General features: G+C 45.1%; 19 protein-coding genes. 13 read left to right on the top strand and 6 right to left on the bottom strand.

All coding sequences use genetic code 11. The features are described from left to right. Positions 1-20: 20 nt before the first annotated feature. The 13 genes from hrcA to pflA all read left to right on the top strand — a co-directional run bounded on the left by hrcA (position 21) and on the right by pflA (position 16,987). Complete coding sequence (gene hrcA, locus A3GW_RS0109800) at positions 21-1,055, top strand: heat-inducible transcriptional repressor HrcA (RefSeq protein ID WP_018369114.1); 1,035 nt, start codon at positions 21-23, stop codon at positions 1,053-1,055. A gap of 10 nt (positions 1,056-1,065) precedes the next feature. Next, positions 1,066-1,596 (top strand): nucleotide exchange factor GrpE, encoded by a 531-nt coding sequence (grpE, locus tag A3GW_RS0109795; protein ID WP_018369113.1) that lies wholly within the window; start codon positions 1,066-1,068, stop codon positions 1,594-1,596. A gap of 17 nt (positions 1,597-1,613) precedes the next feature. Continuing rightward, on the top strand, positions 1,614-2,156 hold the full coding sequence (locus A3GW_RS0109790; RefSeq protein ID WP_018369112.1) for a hypothetical protein: 543 nt from the start codon (positions 1,614-1,616) through the stop codon (positions 2,154-2,156). Between the two features lie 285 nt (positions 2,157-2,441). Then, positions 2,442-4,265 (top strand): molecular chaperone DnaK, encoded by a 1,824-nt coding sequence (gene dnaK / locus A3GW_RS0109785; protein WP_018369111.1) that lies wholly within the window; start codon positions 2,442-2,444, stop codon positions 4,263-4,265. Between the two features lie 85 nt (positions 4,266-4,350). Beyond that, positions 4,351-4,728 (top strand): nuclear transport factor 2 family protein, encoded by a 378-nt coding sequence (locus tag A3GW_RS0109780; RefSeq protein WP_018369110.1) that lies wholly within the window; start codon positions 4,351-4,353, stop codon positions 4,726-4,728. 297 nt (positions 4,729-5,025) lie between these two features. After that, positions 5,026-6,168, top strand: a complete 1,143-nt coding sequence (gene dnaJ / locus A3GW_RS0109775) for a molecular chaperone DnaJ (RefSeq protein WP_018369109.1) — start codon at positions 5,026-5,028, stop codon at positions 6,166-6,168. Between the two features lie 253 nt (positions 6,169-6,421). Further along, a complete protein-coding gene (gene leuS / locus A3GW_RS0109770; RefSeq protein ID WP_018369108.1) occupies positions 6,422-8,923 on the top strand; it encodes a leucine--tRNA ligase in 2,502 nt (833 codons plus the stop codon). Positions 8,924-9,634: 711 nt separating this feature from the next. Beyond that, the gene (locus A3GW_RS0109765; protein ID WP_018369107.1) at positions 9,635-10,363 is read left to right on the top strand and encodes a MerR family transcriptional regulator; all 729 of its coding nucleotides are present in this window, start codon (positions 9,635-9,637) and stop codon (positions 10,361-10,363) included. Positions 10,364-10,380: 17 nt separating this feature from the next. Next, complete coding sequence (locus tag A3GW_RS0109760; RefSeq protein ID WP_018369106.1) at positions 10,381-10,902, top strand: hypothetical protein; 522 nt, start codon at positions 10,381-10,383, stop codon at positions 10,900-10,902. A gap of 857 nt (positions 10,903-11,759) precedes the next feature. Further along, the gene (locus tag A3GW_RS0109755; RefSeq protein ID WP_018369105.1) at positions 11,760-13,040 is read left to right on the top strand and encodes a uracil-xanthine permease family protein; all 1,281 of its coding nucleotides are present in this window, start codon (positions 11,760-11,762) and stop codon (positions 13,038-13,040) included. 235 nt (positions 13,041-13,275) lie between these two features. Beyond that, on the top strand, positions 13,276-14,622 hold the full coding sequence (gene trkA / locus A3GW_RS0109745) for a Trk system potassium transporter TrkA (RefSeq protein WP_018369103.1): 1,347 nt from the start codon (positions 13,276-13,278) through the stop codon (positions 14,620-14,622). Positions 14,623-14,630: 8 nt separating this feature from the next. Beyond that, complete coding sequence (locus A3GW_RS0109740) at positions 14,631-16,070, top strand: TrkH family potassium uptake protein (RefSeq protein ID WP_018369102.1); 1,440 nt, start codon at positions 14,631-14,633, stop codon at positions 16,068-16,070. Between the two features lie 128 nt (positions 16,071-16,198). After that, positions 16,199-16,987, top strand: coding sequence for a pyruvate formate-lyase-activating protein (gene pflA / locus A3GW_RS0109735; RefSeq protein ID WP_018369101.1), 789 nt, complete (start codon positions 16,199-16,201; stop codon positions 16,985-16,987). A 121-nt stretch (positions 16,988-17,108) separates the two neighbouring features. Here the strand turns inward: pflA and A3GW_RS0109730 are convergent, their stop codons facing one another. The 6 genes from A3GW_RS0109730 to mnmE all read right to left on the bottom strand — a co-directional run bounded on the left by A3GW_RS0109730 (position 17,109) and on the right by mnmE (position 23,881). Continuing rightward, the gene (locus A3GW_RS0109730) at positions 17,109-18,965 is read right to left on the bottom strand and encodes a proline--tRNA ligase (RefSeq protein WP_018369100.1); all 1,857 of its coding nucleotides are present in this window, start codon (positions 18,963-18,965) and stop codon (positions 17,109-17,111) included. Positions 18,966-18,979: 14 nt separating this feature from the next. After that, a complete protein-coding gene (gene rseP / locus A3GW_RS0109725) occupies positions 18,980-20,227 on the bottom strand; it encodes an RIP metalloprotease RseP (RefSeq protein WP_018369099.1) in 1,248 nt (415 codons plus the stop codon). Positions 20,228-20,245: 18 nt separating this feature from the next. Further along, positions 20,246-21,037 (bottom strand): phosphatidate cytidylyltransferase, encoded by a 792-nt coding sequence (locus tag A3GW_RS0109720; protein WP_018369098.1) that lies wholly within the window; start codon positions 21,035-21,037, stop codon positions 20,246-20,248. A 12-nt stretch (positions 21,038-21,049) separates the two neighbouring features. Continuing rightward, the gene (locus A3GW_RS0109715) at positions 21,050-21,799 is read right to left on the bottom strand and encodes an isoprenyl transferase (RefSeq protein WP_018369097.1); all 750 of its coding nucleotides are present in this window, start codon (positions 21,797-21,799) and stop codon (positions 21,050-21,052) included. A gap of 114 nt (positions 21,800-21,913) precedes the next feature. Further along, positions 21,914-22,237, bottom strand: a complete 324-nt coding sequence (gene yajC / locus A3GW_RS0109710; RefSeq protein ID WP_018369096.1) for a preprotein translocase subunit YajC — start codon at positions 22,235-22,237, stop codon at positions 21,914-21,916. Between the two features lie 276 nt (positions 22,238-22,513). After that, positions 22,514-23,881, bottom strand: a complete 1,368-nt coding sequence (gene mnmE, locus A3GW_RS0109705) for a tRNA uridine-5-carboxymethylaminomethyl(34) synthesis GTPase MnmE (protein ID WP_018369095.1) — start codon at positions 23,879-23,881, stop codon at positions 22,514-22,516. Positions 23,882-23,983 lie beyond the last annotated feature (102 nt).

The following is a 23,983-nucleotide window of genomic DNA, read 5'->3' as shown; positions in this document are numbered from 1 at the left end:
CTAATAGAAAGGAGCTCGTTATGATTACCCAACGGCAGACAGAGATTCTGAATCTGATTGTGGAGCTCTTTACTCAGCACCATGAGCCGATTGGCTCCAAAGCCTTGAAAGACGTCTTGTCATCTAGTTCGGCGACCATTCGCAACGACATGGCAAAACTTGAGCAGTTGGGCTTGCTGGAAAAGGCGCATACCTCAAGCGGTCGTCTGCCTAGTCGAGCTGGGTTTCAGTATTTCGTAACCCACACGCTCAATCGAGAGTGGATGGACGAGGCCGATGTCTATCAGGTGGTCAAGGCCTTTGACTTTGAAGCCTTTCGCCTAGAGGACATCTTGGAGCGGGCGGCACAGGTGCTGGCAGAGATGACAGGCTACACGGCTGTCTTGCTCGATGTGGAGCCGACCCAGCAACGCTTGACCAAGTTTGATGTGGTGCAGCTGAGTAGCCATGACGCCTTAGCTGTCTTGACACTCGATGCTTCTAAGCCTGTCACCGTTCAGTTTGCCATTCCAAAAAACTGGTTGACACGAGATTTAGCGACCCTCAAGCAGTTGGTCGATGAGCGTTTCACCGGGCAAACGGTCTTGGACATCCACTACCGCCTGCGGACGGAGATTCCTCAAGTGGTGCAGCGCTATTTCACCACGACAGATAATGTGCTGGATGTCATGGACTATCTTTTTCAGCCTCTTTTCCAAGACACTGTCTTTGTCGCTGGGAAAATGGCTGCGCTGACCTACGGCAGTCCAGAGACCTATCAGTTTTTGGATAGCCCACAAGCCTTGGCGGTCAGCCTGCGGTCAACCGTGACAGAGCAGGAGCCGACCGCTATCTTGGTCGGTGATGCACGAGAGCCTGTCTTGAGTGAGCTGACCGTCATTCATCACCGCTTTCCAGTCCCTTATCGGGGCATGGGGCAGATGAGCTTGATTGGACCGATTGACATGGATTACCATCGGCAGATGAGCCGCATCAATGTCATCAGTCGAGTCCTCTTCATGAAGCTGCAAGACTATTACCGCTATCTCAATAGCAATCATTACGAAGTACATTAAAGGAGGAAGCATGTCAGAAGAAGTGAAACAAGACGACATTCTTGAAGAAGAAGGTGTCGACGAATCAATCGAAGTAACCGAAGAAGTCACTGAAAGCCCAGAAAAAACAGAGCTGGAAATTGCCACGGAGCGAGCAGAAGAGTTTGAAAACAAATACCTGCGAGCCCACGCTGAAATGCAAAACATTCAGCGCCGTGCCAGTGAAGAACGCCAGACCCTGCAACGCTACCGTTCGCAGGACTTGGCAAAAAAAATCTTGCCTAGTCTGGACAACTTAGAGCGTGCCTTGGCTGTTGAAGGCTTGACGGACGACGTCAAAAAAGGCATCGAAATGGTGCAGGATAGTCTCCTCCAAGCTCTGAAAGAAGAAGGTGTTGAAGAGGTTGAGACAACAACTTTTGATCCAAATCTCCACATGGCGGTTCAAACCCTGCCAGCTGAGGATGACAACCCAGCAGACACGATCGCCCAAGTCTTCCAAAAAGGCTACAAACTCCATGAACGCCTGCTTAGACCAGCTATGGTGGTGGTGTATAGTTAAGCTGAGGTAGGTTTGTTTTGGAGAAAATTTTAGAAATTCTCAATCCTGTTATTGAGGTCTTTATTGACAAGTATAATGATATTTGGAGCCTTCTGAAGAGTTATCTATCACCAAGTGTTAATAATATTGCTGATAAATTATCGGACAAATTTTGGTTTATTTTACCTAGACTAATTATACTATTTGTTGTTATTTGGTTCCTTTGTCTTCCGATTCTGAGACTTGTCATAGGGTTTATTAAAAACTTCTTTAGATATCTCATAGAAAGTATAAAAAGAGAACCACTACCTATTAGGACAACTAGAATAGATGAAGATGGTACAAGGCATTATTTCGTTAGTAGACTTGAAATTAGTAAATTAAATCAGTTTAAGTCTTGGAATCAAGGTACTGTGATACGTAGTTCTAAAAAAGGAGCATATGGAAAGGTTAATAAGTCACGCATACAATCTATACATACGAGTAGAGAATGTCGCGATTGGTTATATAATTTAAAACATTTCTTAAAGCATTGGGATAAAATTGAATTCATTGTAGAGGTTGAAAACTACTTAGATTAATTCTTATGCTATTTCGTCCGAAATGACGGTAAACTATGTAAAGCTATTAATGATTTAGCGAGCTTCACTCGCTAACCGATATTTCTCGCCGTGGCGACATAGAGGATAATGTTGAGACTTCAGGCTCAACATTGAGCCGGTGAAATCCAGTCTGATGGAGCACAGGAAAGTCTGTGGCAACGATAGTTGACACAAAGACTTTGCTTGTGCGTCACAGACTTAGTTCACGGCGGTCCCGCCACCTAAGAGAAACATCAAAAAAATAAAAAATAAGAGGTAAAACACATGTCTAAAATTATCGGTATTGACTTAGGTACAACTAACTCAGCAGTAGCAGTTCTTGAAGGAACTGAAAGCAAAATCATCGCTAACCCAGAAGGTAACCGCACAACGCCATCTGTTGTGTCTTTCAAAAATGGTGAGATCATCGTGGGTGATGCGGCAAAACGCCAAGCAGTAACTAACCCAGATACCATCATCTCCATCAAATCTAAGATGGGAACATCTGAAAAAGTCTCTGCCAACGGCAAAGAATATACTCCGCAAGAAATCTCAGCCATGATTCTGCAATACCTCAAAGGCTATGCAGAAGATTACCTTGGTGAGAAAGTGACTAAGGCAGTCATCACTGTTCCTGCCTACTTCAACGACGCGCAACGTCAAGCGACCAAAGACGCTGGTAAAATCGCTGGTCTTGAAGTAGAGCGTATCGTCAACGAGCCAACCGCAGCAGCTCTTGCTTATGGTCTTGACAAGACAGACAAAGAAGAAAAAATCTTGGTCTTTGACCTTGGTGGTGGTACCTTTGACGTGTCTATCCTAGAACTTGGTGATGGGGTCTTCGACGTTCTCGCAACTGCTGGTGATAACAAACTCGGTGGTGACGACTTTGACCAGAAAATCATCGACCACATGGTGGCTGAATTCAAGAAAGAAAACGGCATCGACTTGTCAGCTGACAAGATGGCTCTTCAACGCTTGAAAGATGCAGCTGAAAAAGCCAAGAAGGACCTGTCAGGTGTGACCCAGACCCAAATCAGCTTGCCGTTCATCACAGCGGGAGCGGCTGGACCACTCCACTTGGAAATGACCCTGACGCGTGCGAAATTTGATGAATTGACCCATGACTTGGTAGAGCGTACCAAAGTGCCTGTTCGCCAAGCTCTTTCTGACGCTGGTTTGTCAGCTTCTGAAATTGATGAGGTTATCCTTGTTGGTGGGTCAACCCGTATTCCAGCGGTAGTTGAAGCTGTCCGCAAGGAAACAGGTAAAGAACCAAACAAATCTGTTAACCCTGACGAAGTGGTTGCCATGGGTGCCGCTATCCAAGGTGGTGTCATCACTGGTGATGTGAAGGACGTTGTTCTCTTAGACGTTACGCCATTGTCACTCGGTATCGAGACTATGGGTGGGGTCTTCACTAAACTCATCGATCGCAACACAACCATCCCAACTTCTAAATCACAAGTCTTCTCAACAGCCGCTGATAACCAGCCAGCTGTAGACATCCACGTTCTTCAAGGTGAGCGCCCGATGGCAGCAGACAACAAAACACTTGGTCGCTTCCAGTTGACTGACATTCCAGCAGCACCTCGCGGTATCCCTCAAATCGAAGTAACTTTCGACATTGACAAGAACGGTATCGTGTCTGTTAAGGCCAAAGATCTTGGTACCCAAAAAGAGCAAACCATTGTCATCAAGTCTAACGATGGCTTGTCTGAAGAAGAGATTGAGCGCATGATGAAAGACGCTGAAGCCAACGCTGAAGCCGATGCGAAGCGTAAAGAAGAAGTGGATCTTCGTAACAACGTGGACCAAGCCATCTTTGCGACTGAAAAGACCATCAAGGAAACCGAAGGCAAAGGCTTTGACGCTGAGCGTGACGCTGCCCAAGCTGCTTTGGACGAACTCAAAGCTGCCCAAGAAGCCAACAACTTGGACGATATGAAAGCTAAATTTGACAACCTCAATGAGAAAGCGCAAGCCTTGGCGGTGAAAATGTATGAGCAAGCCGCAACAGCTCAACAAGCTGCCGCAGGCGCAGAAGGTGCTAGCCAAGCTAACCCAGCAGGTGACGATGTCGTAGACGGCGAATTTACGGAGAAATAAAAGATATAGACCGTTTAAACTTCGTATGAAAATAGGTCGCAGATCGGCGTCCCTTCAACAACTTACATCAGTAGGAGGAATTGTTATGTCACTGGTAGATAATAAAAGGAACGCTGTTGCTTTTTATGAAACAGCCTATCTGGGGAATCCTAGGGAAGCAGTGGAACGGTATGTTGGAGAAAACTATCTCCAACACAATCCTAAAGTGGAAGATGGCAAAGCGGGATTTATTGCTTATTTTGAAGAAATGAAGCAATACTGTCCAAATAAGGAAATTGAGTTTGTTAGAGTCATCGGAGAAGGTGATTTAGTTGCTCTTCACACCCATCAAACTTGGGGGGCTCCTGAGAATAAGGAGTATGTGACCATGGATTTCTTCCGTTTTGAAGAGGGTAAAATTGTAGAACACTGGGATTCGATTCAAGAGGTCATGCCGACCAAGTCAGGCAGGACAATGTACTAATTTTATAAATAGGATTAGCACTTTACCAACAAACCAGAGGTTGACACCCAGCCTCTGGTTTTCGGGTAATGGAAAAACTTTCCAACTAAATGTGACTTGCTGCTCTGCTATGGCGAACGAAGCGAGCTCTTAACGGATACTTTTCGTCGTAGCAAGAGTGAGGATAGCGATTTGTCGCAATTCTCACGGCGGTCTTCTGAGATTTTGGCTCAGAATTTAGCCATGGAACTCCGAAGGAGATCGCTGGCGTCCGTGCTACTTAAGAAAAGTATCAAGAAAAAACCGAAAGGTAAAATTATGAATAACACAGAATACTACGACCGATTAGGCGTCTCCAAGTCTGCGTCGCAAGACGAGATTAAAAAGGCCTATCGGAAATTATCTAAAAAATACCACCCAGACATCAACAAGGAAGCTGGGGCGGAGCAAAAATACAAGGACATCCAAGAGGCCTATGAGACGCTCGGTGACGAGCAAAAACGGGCCAGCTATGACCAGTTTGGACCTGCTGGAGCAGGCGGTGGTTTTGGTGGCGGTGGCTTCGGCGGCTTTGATGGCTTCTCTGGCGGCGGTTTTGGTGGCTTCGAGGACATCTTCTCTAGCTTTTTCGGTGGTGGCGGTGGTTCTCGGAATCCCAATGCCCCCCGTCAGGGCGATGATCTTCAGTATCCAATCCGTATCAGCTTTGAAGAAGCTATCTTTGGTACGGAGAAAGAAATCAGCTACCAACGTCAATCCACTTGTGGGACATGTAGTGGGTCAGGGGCCAAGCCAGGTACCAGTCCTGTGACCTGTGGACGGTGTCATGGTCAAGGGGTGATCAATGTTGATACGCAAACACCGCTTGGCATGATGCGTCGTCAGATGACTTGTGATGTCTGTCACGGACGAGGCAAGGAGATCAAAGACCCATGTCAGACCTGTCACGGTACAGGTCATGAGACTAAAGTACATAAGCTATCAGTGAAAATACCTGCTGGAGCAGAAAGCGGGCTCAGACTACGTCATTTAGGTGGCGGAGAAGCAGGTTTCAATGGTGGTCCTTACGGTGACTTATATGTCATCATCACCGTTCTCCAGAGCGATAAATTCAAACGCGATGGCACAACGATTTACTACAGCATGGACATCAATTTTGTTCAGGCGGCTCTCGGTGATACAGTTGAGGTGCCAACAGTTCACGGTGCTGTTGAGATGAGCATCCCAGCAGGGACACAGACAGGCAAGACTTTCCGCCTTAAAGGTAAAGGGGCGCCACATGTCAGAAGTGGTGCAGTTGGCGACCAGCATGTGACCGTCAACATCGTGACCCCAACCAAGCTCAACGACGGTCAGAAAGCTGCGCTCAGAGATTTTGCGGCAGCCAGCGGCTTGGATGATGTCCATCCTAAACGCAAAGGTTTCTTTGACAAGGTGAAAGATGCCCTGGAAGAGCTATAAGAACAGCTCTGCTATTTTTCCAAAGCCCTGCGGGGCTTTTTTTTGGCGAAATGGTCAGAGAAATCAGAAAATTTTAGGGAATCCAGCTATCAAATTGTTTTAAAATATGATAGAATAAAGGGGCACCTGGTAACGTGGGGGCTTGAGTAACGCTGCTAAATCAAGTTGATTTTGTCTGGTTTAGCATGACGATATTATTCTAGCAGTAACATGTCGAGGTGAGACTAGAGACGACACGATAAAGGAGAACCTTATGGCAACTTACAATCACAAAGACATTGAGCCCAAGTGGCAGAAGTACTGGGCAGACAATCACAGCTTTAAGACAAGCACAGACAGTAGCAAGCCGAATTTTTATGCCCTAGACATGTTTCCTTACCCATCAGGAGCAGGTCTCCACGTGGGACACCCTGAGGGGTATACAGCGACAGATATCCTCAGCCGTTACAAGCGGTCGCAAGGTTACAATGTCCTTCACCCTATGGGCTGGGATGCCTTTGGTCTGCCGGCTGAGCAGTACGCTATGGACACGGGCAATGACCCCGCTGACTTTACGGCAGAGAATATTGCCAATTTCAAACGTCAGATTAACGCTCTAGGCTTTTCCTATGACTGGGATCGGGAAATCAATACGACTGACCCTGACTACTACAAATGGACCCAGTGGATTTTTACCAAGCTTTATGAAAAAGGGCTGGCCTATGAAGCTGAAGTGCCTGTCAACTGGGTAGAGGAATTGGGGACAGCCATCGCCAACGAAGAAGTCCTGCCAGACGGCACGTCTGAACGGGGTGGTTATCCAGTCGTTCGCAAGCCGATGCGCCAGTGGATGCTGAAAATTACCGCCTATGCAGAGCGTCTCCTCAATGACTTGGAAGAGCTGGACTGGCCAGAATCCATCAAGGACATGCAGCGCAACTGGATTGGCAAATCAACAGGTGCCAACGTGACGTTTAAGATTAAAGACACCAACAAGGACTTCACCGTCTTTACCACACGGCCTGATACCCTTTTTGGAGCGACTTATGCGGTTTTGGCGCCAGAGCATGTCCTGGTCGAAGAGATTACCACTGCTGATCAAGCCCAAGCTGTTGCAGACTACAAGCACCAAGCTAGTCTCAAGTCGGATTTGGCTCGGACAGACCTCAATAAGGACAAGACAGGTGTTTGGACGGGTGCCTATGCCATCAACCCTGTCAATGGGCGTGAAATTCCCATCTGGATTGCGGACTATGTCTTAGCGAGCTACGGGACAGGTGCCATCATGGCGGTTCCTGCCCATGATGAGCGGGATTGGGACTTTGCCAAGGCCTTTGACCTTGAGATTATTCCTGTCCTTGAGGGCGGCAACGTCCAAGAAGCAGCTTATACAGAAGATGGCGTTCATATCAACTCTGACTTCCTGAATGGACTGGATAAGGCAGAGGCTATCGCTAAGATGGTGGCTTGGTTAGAAGAAAACGGCGTTGGTAACGAGAAAATCAGCTACCGCCTCCGCGACTGGCTCTTCAGCCGCCAACGTTACTGGGGTGAGCCGATTCCGATTATCCATTGGGAAGATGGCATCAGCACAGCTCTGTCTGAGAGCGAGTTGCCGCTGATCTTGCCGAAAACCAGTGACATCAAGCCGTCTGGGACAGGTGAGAGCCCATTGGCCAACCTGACGGACTGGCTGACCGTGACCCGTGAAGATGGGGTCAAGGGTCGTCGTGAGACCAACACCATGCCGCAATGGGCAGGCTCAAGCTGGTATTACCTGCGCTACATTGATCCGAAAAATAGCGAAAAATTGGCAGACGAAGACCTTCTCAAGGCCTGGTTGCCAGTTGATATTTACATCGGTGGGGCTGAGCATGCCGTGCTTCACCTGCTCTATGCCCGCTTCTGGCATAAGTTCCTCTACGACATTGGCGTGGTGCCGACCAAGGAGCCTTTCCAAAAACTCTTTAACCAAGGGATGATTTTGGGGACTAGTTACCGTGATGGCCGTGGGGCGCTGGTGGCTAGTGACAAGGTAGAAAAACGTGATGGCAGCTTCTTCCATGTGGAAACGGGTGAAGAGCTAGTACAATTACCAGCCAAGATGTCCAAGTCCCTCAAGAACGTGGTCAATCCTGACGATGTGGTCAACCAGTACGGAGCGGATACTCTGCGGGTTTACGAGATGTTCATGGGGCCACTTGATGCGTCTATCGCTTGGAGCGAGGAAGGTCTGGAGGGCAGCCGCAAGTTCCTCGACCGTGTTTACCGCCTGATTACGACCAAGTCATTGGTTGTGGACAACAGCGGAGCGCTGGACAAGGTGTACCATGAGACAGTGAAAGTCGTCACTGAGCATATTGAAGAGCTCAAGTTCAACACAGCCATTGCCCAAATGATGATTTTCGTCAACGCTGCCAACAAAGAAGACCAGCTCTATCTCGACTATGCCAAAGGCTTTATCCAGCTGCTAGCACCATTTGCACCGCACTTGGGTGAGGAACTTTGGGCAAGCGTGACAGGTGCAACAGATGGCATTTCCTATGTGACCTGGCCAACCTATGATGAGAGCAAGCTGGTCGAAGACGAAATCGAAATCGTCGTCCAAATCAAGGGAAAGGTCAAAGCTCGCCTAACGGTTGCCAAAGACCTGAGCCAAGAAGAGCTGGAGAAAACTGCTCTGGCAGATAGCAAAGTCCAAGCCGAGATTGCAGGACAGACGGTGGTCAAGGTCATTGTTGTGCCAAACAAATTGGTTAATATTGTGACGAAATAGAAATTGAAAATCCGCCGTTTCGGGCGGATTTTTTGGGTATTGAGTGGATGATCAACTGAACCAATTTATAAAAATAAAACCCAGATAGTTTTCCAGATGATATGCGTACCAGCATGAGCAAGCATAGCATAATGAATGCCGTGTTTCCGATAGAGGTAACCAAAACCGAGTCCGCTGATTCCGTTTAGTAAAAAAGAACGGAAGATGAGAAGAGGGTTAACTCTCCGAACATCAGTTTAGTCGCAGGGAGATGACCAGCAGCAAAGAGTAGGGCAGTCAGAATATTGCAGGATATCAGTACGTTATTAGGGATTGTTTTTGAGTGGCGGTAGAATGCTTTCCAAATGAGTAAAGAGAATAGGGACAATTACTTTCAACATTGCCCAATGTCGTCCTCAAATGACCTTTTGTCGTCTATCACTAATGTCTTGCGATGGTCTGAGAGCCTGGTTCTTAAATCCACTTAATTTGTGATGGTCTGAATCACATCACTTGTCACATCCCCAATCGCAAACCATTCTGTCATCGTGTTTCCCTCCCCAATTTTTCTTTATTATAGCATAAAAACCAGCCAAGTTGACAACCCTGTCAACCTACTGTCAAGCTCTGCTATTTTTGATATAATAGGAAAAAAGAAAAATTTTTGATAAAAAGACTTGCTCATGACCCAAGGTCACATGATAAGCTATACTTAGAAAGGAGGTGAAAGAAATGTCACACTATACCACAGGTGAATTGGCTAAAATTGCTGGCGTTACTGTTCGCACGGTTCAGTATTACGACAAACAAGGTCTGCTCAGCCCGTCTGACTGGACTGAGGGCGGTCGTAGGCTCTACACAGAGGGAGACTTGGAGCAGCTCCGCTTGATTTGCTACCTGCGTGAGCTAGACTTTTCACTGGCACAAATCAAGGATTTGCTTGATGAAAAAGAAGCGACTGCTGTCCTCGTAACCCTCTTGGACAGCCACATCGCTGACTTGGAAAAAGCTGCTCAGGAGCAGGCGGACAAGCTCCGAGAACTTTATACCTTGCGAAAAGGACTTCAAGAAGACCAGCCGATTACCTTAAACCAACTTCCTGGCATTTCTCTAACCATGACACAAAATCATCGCTGGCATCGTTTTATCAGCAAACAATTGCTTAAATTGCTCCCTCTAGTTCTTAGCTTTATCGGACTGGCTTTGTTGGTTGGAAAAAGTGGGCAAAATTGGCTCATGCTCCCAGCCATCCTCCTCTATCTAGTGGGAATCGGCTACTGGATTTGGAACTATTATCAACAGATTAGCTATATCTGCCCCCTCTGCAAAGAAACCTTCAAACCGAACTTCAAAACCTTTTTCTTTGCAAGACACACCCCTCGCACCCGCAAGCTGACCTGCCCACATTGTCACCAGACAACTTACTGCGTGGAAATAGTGAAAGAAACCAGTACACCTTAACTCAAGGAGGACAAGACTTGCTTACCTCTTATAAATCTGCGCTAAAATTTGTTTTAGCCCTGTCACCCCTAGCACTTGTTGCAGGTTACTCTACTGCTATTTATACTTGGGAAAATTTGACTACTGAAAATAGGATGTTACTCCTTTCCAAATTACCCTCATTTACGATGTATCTTGTCCTGATGACACTCCAATCCCTCTCTTATGCCATTATTTTAGGTTCTATTGGGTATTTATTAGCCCATAAAATTGGGCTTATCAAGGATTTTACAGTTCAGAAAATAGGTTTGAAAGTAACAGCAGTGATAGCAATAGTAAATGGATTTATCCTCAGTTTGGACAAATCATTATTCGGACATCTTTCTCAAATCGCTCAGACTTATGCTGACAAACCAACATTAGCAACTTGGGTAGCATCTATAACCTACGGTGGAGTTATTGAAGAAATCATCATGAGATTATTTCTGATGTCCGTATACGATGGGTACCCATATCTATTTTTGGATTTGGATGAGTATAAATCTTATTCGAGAGGATGATTAAAAAGAACGATAAAAGGAAGGAGAATGGGCCAGATTGCCATGATTGTCCTGTCATCATGGCGGTTTGTCCCATTCTCTTTTCAGCTGTCGTTAAGCACTTGTCTTATCTATGGAGCCGGTGGGAGTCGAAACCACGTCCAAACACCTGCCAACACATTCGTCTACAACCATAGGTGATGTGTTGCTTTAACTAATCACCGACACACCACTCAGGCCTGTGACCAGCGAGTTTCTCGTTCTTACTAGTGAGGTCGAAACAGCCCTAACTAGCCAGCTTACTAAATTAAGACTTCAGGTTGCCGTAAGCAAACAGCCGTCAGTCAAAAGACAAAGATTAATACTAGCATGAAACCAATCAAACTTGTAAGCATCGTTACCAAGTAACGGTCACTCGTTTCTTTGCTGATTTCCAACTTCCAACAGTCTACTTCCAGACTGTTTTGGGGGAATCGGTAGGGGAAGCCCCTTTAGATTAGATATTGCGCTGGGGAGTTTTTTCCAAATGCCATTATTTAAAACGTTACACTAATGTTAGTTGATAGATGCTAGTTTACACTACTGAGATTGTAAACTAGTGTCTGTTTTTTTGTTTACTTTTACGATATGCTGTGGCATCGGAGCTTAAAAAATATTTTTTCAAAAAATGACTTGACTTTATCTGAAAATTTGATAAAATATTTCAAGAAATAAGGACTTTTAAGGTGGGACAGAGAGCCTACTAAGGGACTTCGACAGTAAAAAGAAAAAGGTATTGGATTTTTCTGTATCATCGAATAACCAAGTAAGTCTCATTTCGGTATCATTGGGACTTATTTTTATGCCAAAAATCAGTCTCATCAAGAAAAGGAGAAGACATGGCAGAGAAAAAATTATTGTTTGATATTCACGAGAGCCCTGATTTGGGGAAAGGGTTGTTGCTCAGTATTCAGCACGTGTTTGCGATGTTTGGCGCAACGATTTTAGTGCCACTGCTATTAGGAATGTCGGTGTCAACAGCCTTGCTAGCTTCTGGTATAGGGACCTTGATTTATATGGTGTCAACCAAATTCAGTGTTCCGGTTTATCTAGGTTCATCGTTTGCCTACATTTCAGCGATGGGATTTGCCAAAGAGCAGATGGGAGGAGACATTTCAGCAGCACAGACAGGTATTATTCTTGTCGGTTTGGTCTATGTCCTTGTGGCTTTGTTGGTTGGTAAGGTCGGTACAGCGTGGATTGATAGGCTCTTGCCACCTGTTGTTATCGGGCCGATGATTATTGTGATTGGTCTTGGGTTGGCTAATACTGCTGTAACTAGCGCAGGTTTTGTTAAAGACGGTGACTGGCGCAACATGCTGGTAGCAGGGGTCAGCTTTATGATTGCCGTCTTGGTTCAAACCAAGGGCAAAGGTTTTATGAAGGTCATTCCCTTCTTGATTGCCATTGCTGGTGGCTACATCGTGGCTGCTTTGATTGGGTTGGTTGACTTTACTCCTGTTAAGGAAGCTGCGTGGTTTGCTCTACCGACCATTAGCCTACCATTTGCCACTGGTATCGAGAGTTTTGGTCAGTACAAATTTTACTTTGGTCCAGAAGCGCTAGCTATTCTACCGATTGCTATTGTAACCATTGCCGAGCATATCGGCGACCACATGGTTCTAGGTGAAATTACTGGTCGGAATTTCTTGAAAGAACCTGGGCTCAATCGTACCCTAATCGGTGACGGGGTGGCAACGGCATTCTCAGCCTTTATCGGAGGTCCTGCTAATACGACTTATGGTGAGAATACGGGGGTTATTGGGATGACACGGATTGCCAGCGTGTCAGTCATCCGTCACGCAGCCTTCATCGCTATTGGTCTTAGCTTCTGTGCCAAGTTTACCGCGCTCATTTCAACGATTCCAACAGCAGTATTGGGAGGGATGTCCATTCTTCTTTATGGGGTTATCGCCAGCAACGGTCTTAAAGTATTGATCAAGTCAAAAGTCAACTTTGGGGCTTCGCGTAACCTTGTTATCGCCTCTGCGATGCTGGTGCTCGGTCTTGGCGGAGCGGTTTTGCAGCTCGGCTCTAGCTTGGTCATCTCAGGGACAGCCCTAGCAGCTATTGTTGGTGTCTTGCTCAATTTGATTTTACCAAAAGAATCAACAGAATAAACAGTCAAAAGCTGGAGCAGAAATGCTTCAGCTTTTTAGAATAATGGCTACAAGTAAAGGACAAAATGGAGAGATGCTTCAGTCAGATTATTTTGAAGAGAATTTTCTTCTCCAATTTGTTCTATAAAGAGGAGTCAAAAGGTGCAATTTTTCTAAAAAAAGGTATAATGAAAAGGAGTGACAACTCACAAAATAGAAGGAAAAGCTCTGCTATTTTCCTAAAAGAGGATAAGACATGAAAATAATTATCGTCGGAGGTGGAAAGGTCGGTACCGCCCTTTGCCGTTCTCTGATTGACGAAGACCATGATGTGACCCTGATTGACGAGGATGAGCAAGTCATTAAGACGGTGACCAAGCGTCATGATTTGATGGGAATTGTTGGTAATGGGGTGAATTTTCAAATTTTAGATGAAGCAGATGTCCGTCACTGCGACATTTTTATTGCCCTAACGGATAAGGACGAAGTTAATATGATTGCTGCTGTTTTGGCTAAAAAAATGGGAGCCAAGGAGACGATTGTGCGGGTGCGTAATCCCGAATATTCAAACCCTTATTTTCGTGACCACAATATTCTTGGTTTTTCACAAATTATCAACCCTGAGTTGTTGACAGCTCGCTATATTGCTAATGCTATCGAGTTTCCAAATGCCCTGTCGGTTGAGCATTTTTTCAACGGTCGCATTATGTTGATGGAATTTAAGATTGCCGAGAACAGTCGTTTGGTTGGACTGTCTTTGCAGCAATTCCGGAAAAAATTTGAAGACATTCTGATTTGTGCCATTGTGCGTGGCAAGGAGGTCATCATTCCTGACGGTCTGGTCTCCATTCAAGCTAATGATAAAATTTTTGTGACAGGGCAACGTCAAGCCATGGTTAATTTCCACAACAGCATAAAAACACAGGTCATCAAAAACTTTATGGTTATCGGAGCTGGCAAGATTGCTTACTATCTCATGACCATTCTCAAAAATACAAAAATCAATGTTAAGTTAATTGAACTCAAACGAGATAGGGCGGAGTTTTTCAGTGAAACTTTTTCACATCTGCATGTGGTCAAAGGTGATGGCACTGCAAAAAATGTCTTGCTTGAAGAGGGCGTTGAGCATTACGATGCTGTCGCAACCTTGACTGGGGTCGACGAAGAAAACATCATTGCGTCGATGTACTTAGACAGTCTCGGTATTCCTAAAAATATCACTAAGATTAACCGAACAAGTTTGCTAGAAATTATCGGAGACCGCGATTTTTCGAGCATTGTCACCCCAAAACTCATTGCCGTTGATAGTATGATGCACTTTATTCGTGGCCGTAAGAATGCTCAAGAATCAAGTCTTGAAGCCCTCCACCATGTGGCGAAAGGTAAGGTTGAGACCCTCCAGTTTGACATTACAGATCATAATAAAGCGACGGACAAACCACTTGATAGTCTACGCTTAAAGCCAAATATTGTCATCATGGCTATTATCCGAAAAGGGAAAGCTATTTTCCCAACTGGACAGGATTGCTTCCAAATCAATGATAAGGTGATCGTTGCGACGTTGCAAAAAAACATCCACAATATTTGTGATTTGTTAGATTAGGAGGCGATATGAATCATTCAATTATTCGCCGTACCCTGTCGAAATTACTCTTGATTGAAGCGGCACTGATGGTCGTCCCATTAATTGTTGCCATGATTTACCACGAAGAAGCAAAGGTTTTTCGAGCCTTGCTGATCACAATGGGGCTGTTAACGCTGATTGGTCTTTTCGGGAGTCTCATCAAACCCAAAACTGAAAAAATCTACGCCAAAGAAGGCATGCTAATTGTCTCTTTGTGCTGGGTACTTTGGTCATTTTTTGGTGCTCTTCCTTTTGTCTTTAGTGGTCAAATCCCATCTCTAGTTGATGCGTTTTTTGAAGTGAGTTCTGGGTTTACCACAACAGGTGCAACGATTTTACCGGATGTTGGCGTTTTGTCCCCGTCACTCCTCTTCTGGCGGAGCTTTACGCACCTTATTGGCGGCATGGGGGTATTGGTTTTTGCCTTGGCCCTGCTCAATAACGAGAAAAATAGTCATCTCGAAATCATGCGAGCAGAGGTCCCTGGGCCTGTCTTTGGTAAGTTAGTGTCGCGATTGAAGGACACTGCCCAAATCCTTTACATTATTTACCTCAGCCTTTTTGCCATTTTAACCCTCCTACTTTACTGGGCTGGTATGCCATTCTTTGATAGTCTGATTATTAGTATGGGAACAGCTGGAACAGGCGGTTTTGCGGTCTATAACGATAGCATTGCCCATTACAATAGTTCTTTGATCACAGGGATTGTAACCGTTGGTATGCTTGTTTTTGGTGTAAACTTTAACCTCTATTATCTCCTTTTGCTCAAGAAAATCAAACTTTTTTTCAAAGATGAAGAGTTAAGGGCCTATCTTATTGTAATTTTTGGGAGTGCTGCGCTGCTTTTTCTCAATATCGGAGGTTTGTTTGCAAGCTCTGGTAAGGCTCTGGAAGTCATCTTCTTCCAAATTGCAAGTTTGTTAAGTTCCACTGGTTTTGGTTTGCTTGACATATCGTCGTGGCCGATGTTTTCTCAGATGATTTTGCTCATGCTCATGTTTATCGGAGGGATGGCAGGATCGACCGCTGGTGGCTTTAAGGTGATGCGGGTCTTGATCTTAGCTAAAATTATCCGACTCCAAACCCTACAAAATCTCTATCCCAATCGCATCATGACCGTCCATGTTAATGACCGCACCTTAGATAAGGGCACTCAGCATAGCATCATGAAATATTTTGTGGTCTACGTTGCCCTATTTATCGGATTAGTCTTTGTCCTTAGTCTTGATAGTAACAACTTTTTGGTGGTTATCAGTGCCAGTGCCAGTATTTTTAACAATATTGGGCCAATATTGGGAACAACAGAGACCTTTGCCTTCTTTAGCCCATTCTCAAAATTAGTCATGTCCTTCATGATGATTGCTGGGCGATTGGAAATTTTTCCGCTCCTCTTGCTCTTTAGCAAAAAAGCCTGGTCTAAATACTGATTAGCAGGGCTGTTCTAGCACACATTGTCCTATCTCAGGACAGTTTTTATGAGAATTCTCTCACAAGTCTTTCTATTTTTCTAAAAATCTGTTATAATAAGGCTATAAAACGTTTTCAGAGGTGTGCGATGACTGATATTGATTACAGCCAAGTAACGGGGATGATTCATTCGACAGAGAGTTTTGGAACAGTTGATGGACCTGGTGTTCGTTTCATCGTCTTTATGCAGGGATGCAAGATGCGCTGCCAGTATTGCCATAATCCCGATACTTGGGAAATGGAAACCAATAACTCTCGTGAGCGAACAGTTGCTGATGTGCTAAAAGAAGCTTTACGTTATCGTGGTTTTTGGGGCAAGGAAGGCGGGATAACGGTCTCTGGTGGTGAAGCTTTGCTTCAGATTGAGTTCGTGACAGCCCTCTTTACGGAAGCTAAAAAATTAGGCATCCACTGTACACTGGATACTTGTGCTCTGCCATTTCGCGATAAACCAGAGTACCATGCCATCTTTGACAAACTTCTCGCCGTTACCGATTTGGTGTTACTAGATATCAAAGCCATTGAAAATGAGCGGCATAAACTAGTCACCAGTCAGTCCAACCGCAATATCATTGCTTGTGCCAAATACCTCTCTGAAAAAGGGGTTCCCGTCTGGATTCGCCACGTGCTAGTGCCTGGCTTAACCGATATTGATGAGGATTTGATTGCATTGGGCAAGTTTGTTGAAACTCTCTCAAATGTCAACCGTTTTGAGGTTCTCCCCTACCATACCATGGGTGAGTTTAAGTGGCGACAGCTTGGTATTCCTTATCCGTTGGCAGGCGTTAAACCGCCAACCAAGGAACGAGTGCAAAATGCTAAAAACTTGATGAAGACAGAAAGTTATCAAGACTACATGAAACGGGTTCAGAGCTGAAGTTCTCACTAAAGCTCAGTTCTTGTTTATTAGCTGGTGAGCTTTAGAGCTGATTTGACTTAAAGTAAAAACCTACCCTCGCTAGCTTTTCAACTAGTGGGGTAGGTTTTTTGTGTCTTAACTATTTCTTCGCTGTTAAAATCGTCAATGTTTCCAACAGGTTTTCAGCATGGACTTCAATGCTATCGCCTGTGGCTTTGATTTTGACTTCAACAATGCCTTCGCCGGCTTTTTTACCAACGGTGACACGAATCGGCAGTCCGATGAGGTCACTGTCAGAGAACTTAGAGCCGACACGTTCGTTTCGGTCGTCTGTCAAGACCTCATAGCCTGCCATTTGCAGGTCTTTTTCAATTTGATTGGTGAGATGTTGAGAAGCCTCGTCTTTGACATTGACGGTAATCAAGTGAACATCGTAAGGTGCAAGCTCTTCTGGGAAGTTGATGCCCCAAGCGTAGCGGTAGTCACCTTTTGGTGTTTTGTTGACAAATAGCCGAGCGTGTTGTTCAATAACAGCTGACAAGAGACGACTCACACCGATACCATAGGACCCCATCACCATCTTGACTGCTCTGCCATTTTCATCCAAAACCTCAGCGCCCATGCTAGCTGAGTAGCGTGTACCAAGTTTAAAAATGTGTCCAATTTCGATACCGCGAGCAAAGTGTAGGGTACCCTGACCATCAGGCGAGAGCTCGCCCTCGCGTACCTCACGGATGTCGGTATAATCAGCAGTGAAGTCACGACCTGGGTTAACGCCTGTATAATGGTAGCCATTGCTATTAGCTCCTGCAACAGCGTTAGCCAAGTCCTGTACTTTGCGATCGGCGATGATTTGGATGTCCTCAGGCAGACCAACAGGTCCTAGTGAGCCAAAGTTAGCACCAAGGAATTGTTGAGCTTGTTCTTCTGTCGCAGGCTCCAAGAAAGCCACGCCGAGGTGGTTTTTTAGTTTGACGTCGTTGACTTGGTCATTGCCGACAAGAAGTGCGACCACTGGTTTGTCATCAGCCATGAAGAGCAAGGTTTTGATGGTCTGCGTGTCATCAACAGATAGGAAACTTGCCACTTCATCAATGGTTTTGCAATTTGGTGTCTCGATTTTGGTCAACTCTTCTTGGGTGACCACTTTTTGTTTTGGTTGGTAGAAATCCGTTGCCATCTCAAGGTTAGCAGCATAGCTGGATTGGTCAGAATAAACGACCGTATCCTCACCAGAGACCATCCATTTGGTCAGCTCTGCCTTGATGTCAGTTAGAACGTCTTCTGGAATCTCCTCAATTGATGGAATCGACTTATCTAAAACTAGCCAGCGACCAAGGTCTGTGCGGTCAGGGGTAATAGCCATGAACTCCTGGCTGTCCTTACCGCCCATGGCTCCACCATCACCGATGATGGCTTTAAACTCGAGACCAGCTCGTGTGAAAATCGCCTCATAAGCCTTGCGGTAATCTTCGTAGGTCACATCCAGACTATCGTAGTTTTGGTGGAAGCTGTAGGCATCCTTCATGATGAATTCACGGGTACGCAGAAGACCATTTCGAGGACGTTTTTCGTCACGGTATTTGGGCTGAATTTGGTAGAGGTTGAGTGGTAATTGCTTGTAAGAGTTGATGGCATCACGTACCAGCATGGTGAAGGTTTCTTCGTGGGTCGGACCTAGGATAAAATCAGACTGATCACGGTTTTTAAGTTTGTAAAGGTCAGCTCCGTAGGTTTCATAACGTCCAGATTCCCGCCAGAGGTCAGCAGTTAGAAGAGCGGGCGCTAACATTTCGACAGCATCGATTTTTTCGAACTCTTCGCGCATGATTTGTTTGGCTTTTTCGATGACACGATTGGCCAGAGGCAGGTAGGCGTAAATCCCAGCAGAGACTTGGCGGACATAGCCAGCTCGCACAAGCAGTGCATGGCTGATGACTTGTGCATCGCTTGGCATCTCACGCAAGGTTGGAATCAATAACTTACTTTGTTTCATGAGTTATTCCTTTCTTAGAAAAAAGTGCGGACAATATCGTTCCAGGTGACCGCAATGGTTAGCAGGAGCATCAGTGCGACCCCTGCCAGAGTAATGTAGCCTTCTGTTTCTTGTTTGAGAGGCTTCTTACGAATGGCTTCAATGATGTTAAGCAAGATTTTCCCGCCGTCAAGGGCAGGGATAGGCAAGAGGTTGAAAATACCTAAATTCATAGACAGCATAGCCATCAGCGTCAACACAGAAAGCAGACCTTCTTTGGCAGCTGAACTGCTCATTTGGTAAATGGCTATTGGTCCACCGAGTTTTGTCACATCAGGTTTCAAAATGAGATTTTTTAGCGCTGTTGCAATAGCGAAGGCACTCTCCCAAGCCATGGCAAATCCACCTTTTAGCTTATCCCAAAACCCTGTTTTGAGGTCAGGGGATACCCCAATGAGGTAGCGGTCATCTTCTTGTTTCGGCGTGATAGTTACTTCTTTTTTGCTGGTTCCATCTCCATCTGATAATTCCAGAACCATGGTGGAGCCGCCTGCCTGTACCGCTTGACTCAGGCTTTCCCAATCCGTCACAGGCTGATGATTGATTTGGTAAATTGTAACCTGACCAGACAAACCTGCTTGCGACAAGGGACCATTGTCCGCTACTAGAAAGGTATTTGACGTATAATCTCTGACGCCACCTTGTAAAAAAGCAATCAAGGTAAAGACAACTATACCTAAGATAAAGTTGTTCATAGGACCAGCAAAGTTAGTCATCAAGCGTCCCCAGACACTGGCGTTCTGATATTGGACGTCGAGTGGCGCTATCCGCACCTCAGTGCCATCTTCTTCGATGATGGTCGCGTTTTGGTCAACAGCATAGCTCTTAGATTCACCGGCAACTAATCCCATCACTTCGAGACTGTCTTCAAGGTCATAACTGGTGATGGCAATCGGAAGAGCTGTTTGATCAACCACACGGTCAGACAAATTGATCCGACTAACTAGACCTTTTTCATTGAAAGATAGGCTAGCAGAGTGTCCAGTTCTAATCTCTGTCTTATCTTCCCCCCAGCCAGCCATACGGACATAACCGCCTAATGGCAACAGACGCAGAGTATATAATGTGCCATCAGCCGCTGTATGAGAGAAAATCTTAGGGCCCATGCCAACCGCAAATTCACGGACAAGGATGCCAGCACGTTTGGCAAAGTAAAAGTGTCCGAACTCATGGATAATCACTAAAATACCAAAAATAGCAATAAAGGTTATTAGACCTTGCATAATCGCCTCTTTTCTAAGTTAAAATAAGCCAAAGAAGTGCATCAAGGGTAAGACAAAAATGACACTATCAAAACGATCAAATACGCCGCCGTGCCCTGGAATCAGCTTACCAGAGTCCTTTACCCCATAGTGGCGTTTGATGGCACTTTCTACCAAATCCCCGAACTGTGCAACGGCGCTAAATAGTGCGATGAGAGGAAGTGTTCCTAGCAAAGAATAAGGCGTTACTGTTTTTCTAATGAGGATAAAGATGGCGGCAATAAGCATAGCAGACAAGATACCGCCTAAAAAGCCTTCGATACTCTTGTTCGGTGAAATCTGAGGTGCCAAGCGTCGCTTGCCAAATCGACTGCCAATCATATACGCCCCAATATCTGTTGCCCAAATGATAAAGAGCACAAACAGAACATGTTCAATCCCTGCCAAGCGGGCAAGCACCAGATGGTGAAAACCAATACCCATATAAAAACTAGCAGCTATCGCAAATGCCGCATCCTCGAAGCGATAGTTAGGAAAAGTGAAGACCATACCAGCTAAGATGATAAAAGCGATGACTGTAAAAGCTGAAACATTAGCTTGCAACGGTAAGGCACTGAAATAATGTCCCAATGGAACGGTTAGCACAAAAGCCCCCAACATAGCTAGAGCACCTTCGAATGAAAAAGGCTCTAATCCTTTCATCTTGAAGAGCTCTGCGACAGCAAGCATGGCTAGCCCTCCCAAGAGGAGGTGCAATGGTAGACCTCCTAAAATCAAAATCGGTAAAAAAATTGCTGCTGCTATCGCTCCATAAATCACACGTTGTTGCATACGCATCCTCCTTTAGATACCGCCAAAGCGACGATGACGACTACTATAATCTCTAATCGCTTGTTCCAGTTCAGCTTCCTTAAAATCAGGCCAAAGCACCTCGGTAAAATAGAATTCACTATAAGCCGCTTGCCAAGGCAAGAAATTACTCAACCGCTCTTCGCCACTGGTTCTGATAATCAAATCTGGGTCCCTATAGTCCGTCGGTAAACTAGCGGTCATCAAGTGCTGGCTGATGATGGTTTCGGTGATGTCACGAGGTTCTAATTGTCCTGTTTTAACCTGTTCGGCGATTGCTTGCATGGCTAAGGTTAATTCGGCACGTCCACCGTAATTAAGCGCAAAATTTAAAATCAGTCCTGTATTTTCAGATGTTTGAGCGATTGCACGTTCCATAGCTTCTAAAGTATCCTTTGGTAGGCGATTCGTTTCTCCCATAATTTGAACACGGACGTTATTTCGATTTAGCTCGGGCACGTATTTATCAAAAAACTCCACCGGTAATTTCATGATAAAACGAACCTCATCTTCTGGACGAGACCAATTTTCTGTTGAGAATGCATAGACCGTCAACACGTTGACACCGAGTTTGGAGGCAGCAATGGTGACCGCTTGGAGGGCATCCATACCTGCCTTGTGTCCCATGACTCGAGGCTGAAGCCGCTTTTTAGCCCAGCGGCCATTGCCATCCATAATCACCCCAATGTGATGAGGAACCTTTAAATCAGCGAGTTTTTCCTCTTTGTTGAATAAATTAAGCATATGTTTCCTATTTTAGTGTATGATAAGACCATTTTACCATAAAAAAAGCCATTTGTGATAACTCTGTACTCAAACAAAAACTTTCTAGCTGACTAATCTAGAAAGTTCCTTTTGCTACTCTTGATGTTCGACAGCAGTCTCTGCTGTTTCTGTTGTTTCAATGCTCCCATCAGCTAATTGAGCTTTAACAACATGTTTAATGGCGATCAACTCATAGGTCAGAAAGATACCGTCAGCATCTAAAACAACCTTGCCTTGTTCTGGTTCAACATGGTCAATGGTTGCATACAGCCCCCCAATGGTAATTACCTGATCACCTTTTGACAATTTTTTAAGTTGCTCATAGCGCTCTTGCATTTGTTTGCGCTGTCTGTACTGCATAAAAAAGCTAAAACCTAAAAAAATAGTCATCAAAATTACTAAAGTTATTGGGTTCATTTTTAGTCTCCTTTTCTATTAACCCTACTATTATAACATTTTAGAAAAATTTTTCAAGAGAAAGCCGTTTATCTCGCTGGGTAACAAGCAGGAAAATCATTGTTTAGAGACCTTTTTTACGATATATTCTCTATCTCTAATGACCCTTGTATGTCTAATCGACTTATCTTTATCTGTAATGTTTTTTTGGGGTTAGGGATGACATCTAGATACAAAAGAATGTTATGACACATTTAAAAAGTCTATTGTACAAAGGCTGTTCAATCGGTCCGTGGGTTATTTGCCTAAGCAGAACTGGCTAAAGAGCTGGGTAATGAGCTCATCTGGCGCAGCGTCGCCAGTGATCTCTCCCAAGATTTCCCAGCAACGGGTCAAATCAACTTGCAAGAGGTCAACTGGCATACCCATCTCAAGTCCTTCATTGACCGCACGCAAGCTGTCCAAGGCTTTTTCAATCAAGGAAATATGGCGGGCATTTGACAAATAAGTCGCATCTTTTTCTACTAACCCTGCTTTATCAAAAAAGAGTTGGTTAATACGGTCTTCAATTTGATCAATGTTGCGGTTTTCTAATACCGAAATGTCAATCACATCATCTGGGAGTTCTTTGCGCTCAATCTGCTCTGGCAAATCGGTCTTGTTGAGCAGAATGATGCGATTATTGGTCTGACTGAGTGCTAATAACTGCCTATCTTGATCAGTGAGAGGCTCACTGCTATTAAGGACAAGAAGTACCAAATCAGCCTCAGCTAAGGCTTTTTTGGAACGCTCAACCCCAATTTGTTCCACGACATCATCCGTCTCACGAATGCCTGCCGTGTCAATCAACTTCAATGGGACGCCTTTGATATTGACATACTCCTCAATGACATCCCGCGTTGTTCCTGCGATATCGGTGACAATGGCCTTGTCTTCACGTAGAAGGTTGTTTAAGAGACTGGATTTACCAACGTTGGGGCGCCCAATAATGGCTGTAGCTAGGCCTTCTCTGAGAATTTTCCCTCGTTTTGCTGTTCTGAGCAAGTTTTCTAACAAAGCCTGAAATTCAGCCGTTTTCTCACGCACCATAGCGGTGGTCATCTCTTCCACGTCGTCGTACTCAGGGTAGTCGATATTAACCTCAACCTGAGCTAGAGTGGCTAGAATCTCCTGACGAGTGCTGTCAATCAGTTCTCTGAGGGACCCTTCTAAATGACTGACGGCCACCGCCATGGCCTTGTCGGTCTTGGCACGGATTAAATCCATGATGGCCTCGGCCTGGGTCAGATCGATGCGCCCATTGAGAAAGGCTCGCTTGGTAAATTCACCAGGTTCGGCTAATCTAGCCCCATGCTTAATCAGTAGTTGTAAAATCTGATTGGTCACTGCCAGACCGCCGTGGGTGTTAATCTCAACCACATCTTCACGGGTAAAGGTGCGAGGAGCTCTCATCACCCCCACCATCACTTCATCAATGATGGCATCTCTTTCGACAATATGACCGTAGGTCAGGGTATGACTAGCTACTGCTTTCAGGGCTGTACCTCTAAAAACTTGGTCAGCGATAGCGATGGCTTGGCTACCAGACAAACGCACAATGCCAATGGCTCCTTCACCAAGTGGCGTTGAAATGGCTGCAATAGTATCAAATTCTTTTGTAATCATGAATATCCTCGGGTTTAATCCTTTTAGATTGTTTCTAGGTCATTAGTGACAAACTGGTGGTCAACGTTGCTAAGTTTTGAACAACTGAAACTCGTCAAGTTA

Origin of the sequence: Streptococcus entericus DSM 14446 (assembly GCF_000380025.1) — a bacterium.
In the GTDB taxonomy this organism is placed as follows: Bacteria; Bacillota; Bacilli; order Lactobacillales; family Streptococcaceae; genus Streptococcus; species Streptococcus entericus.
The sequence above is the reverse complement of the archived record's forward strand: the minus strand, read 5'-3'. Positions and strand labels throughout refer to the sequence as shown.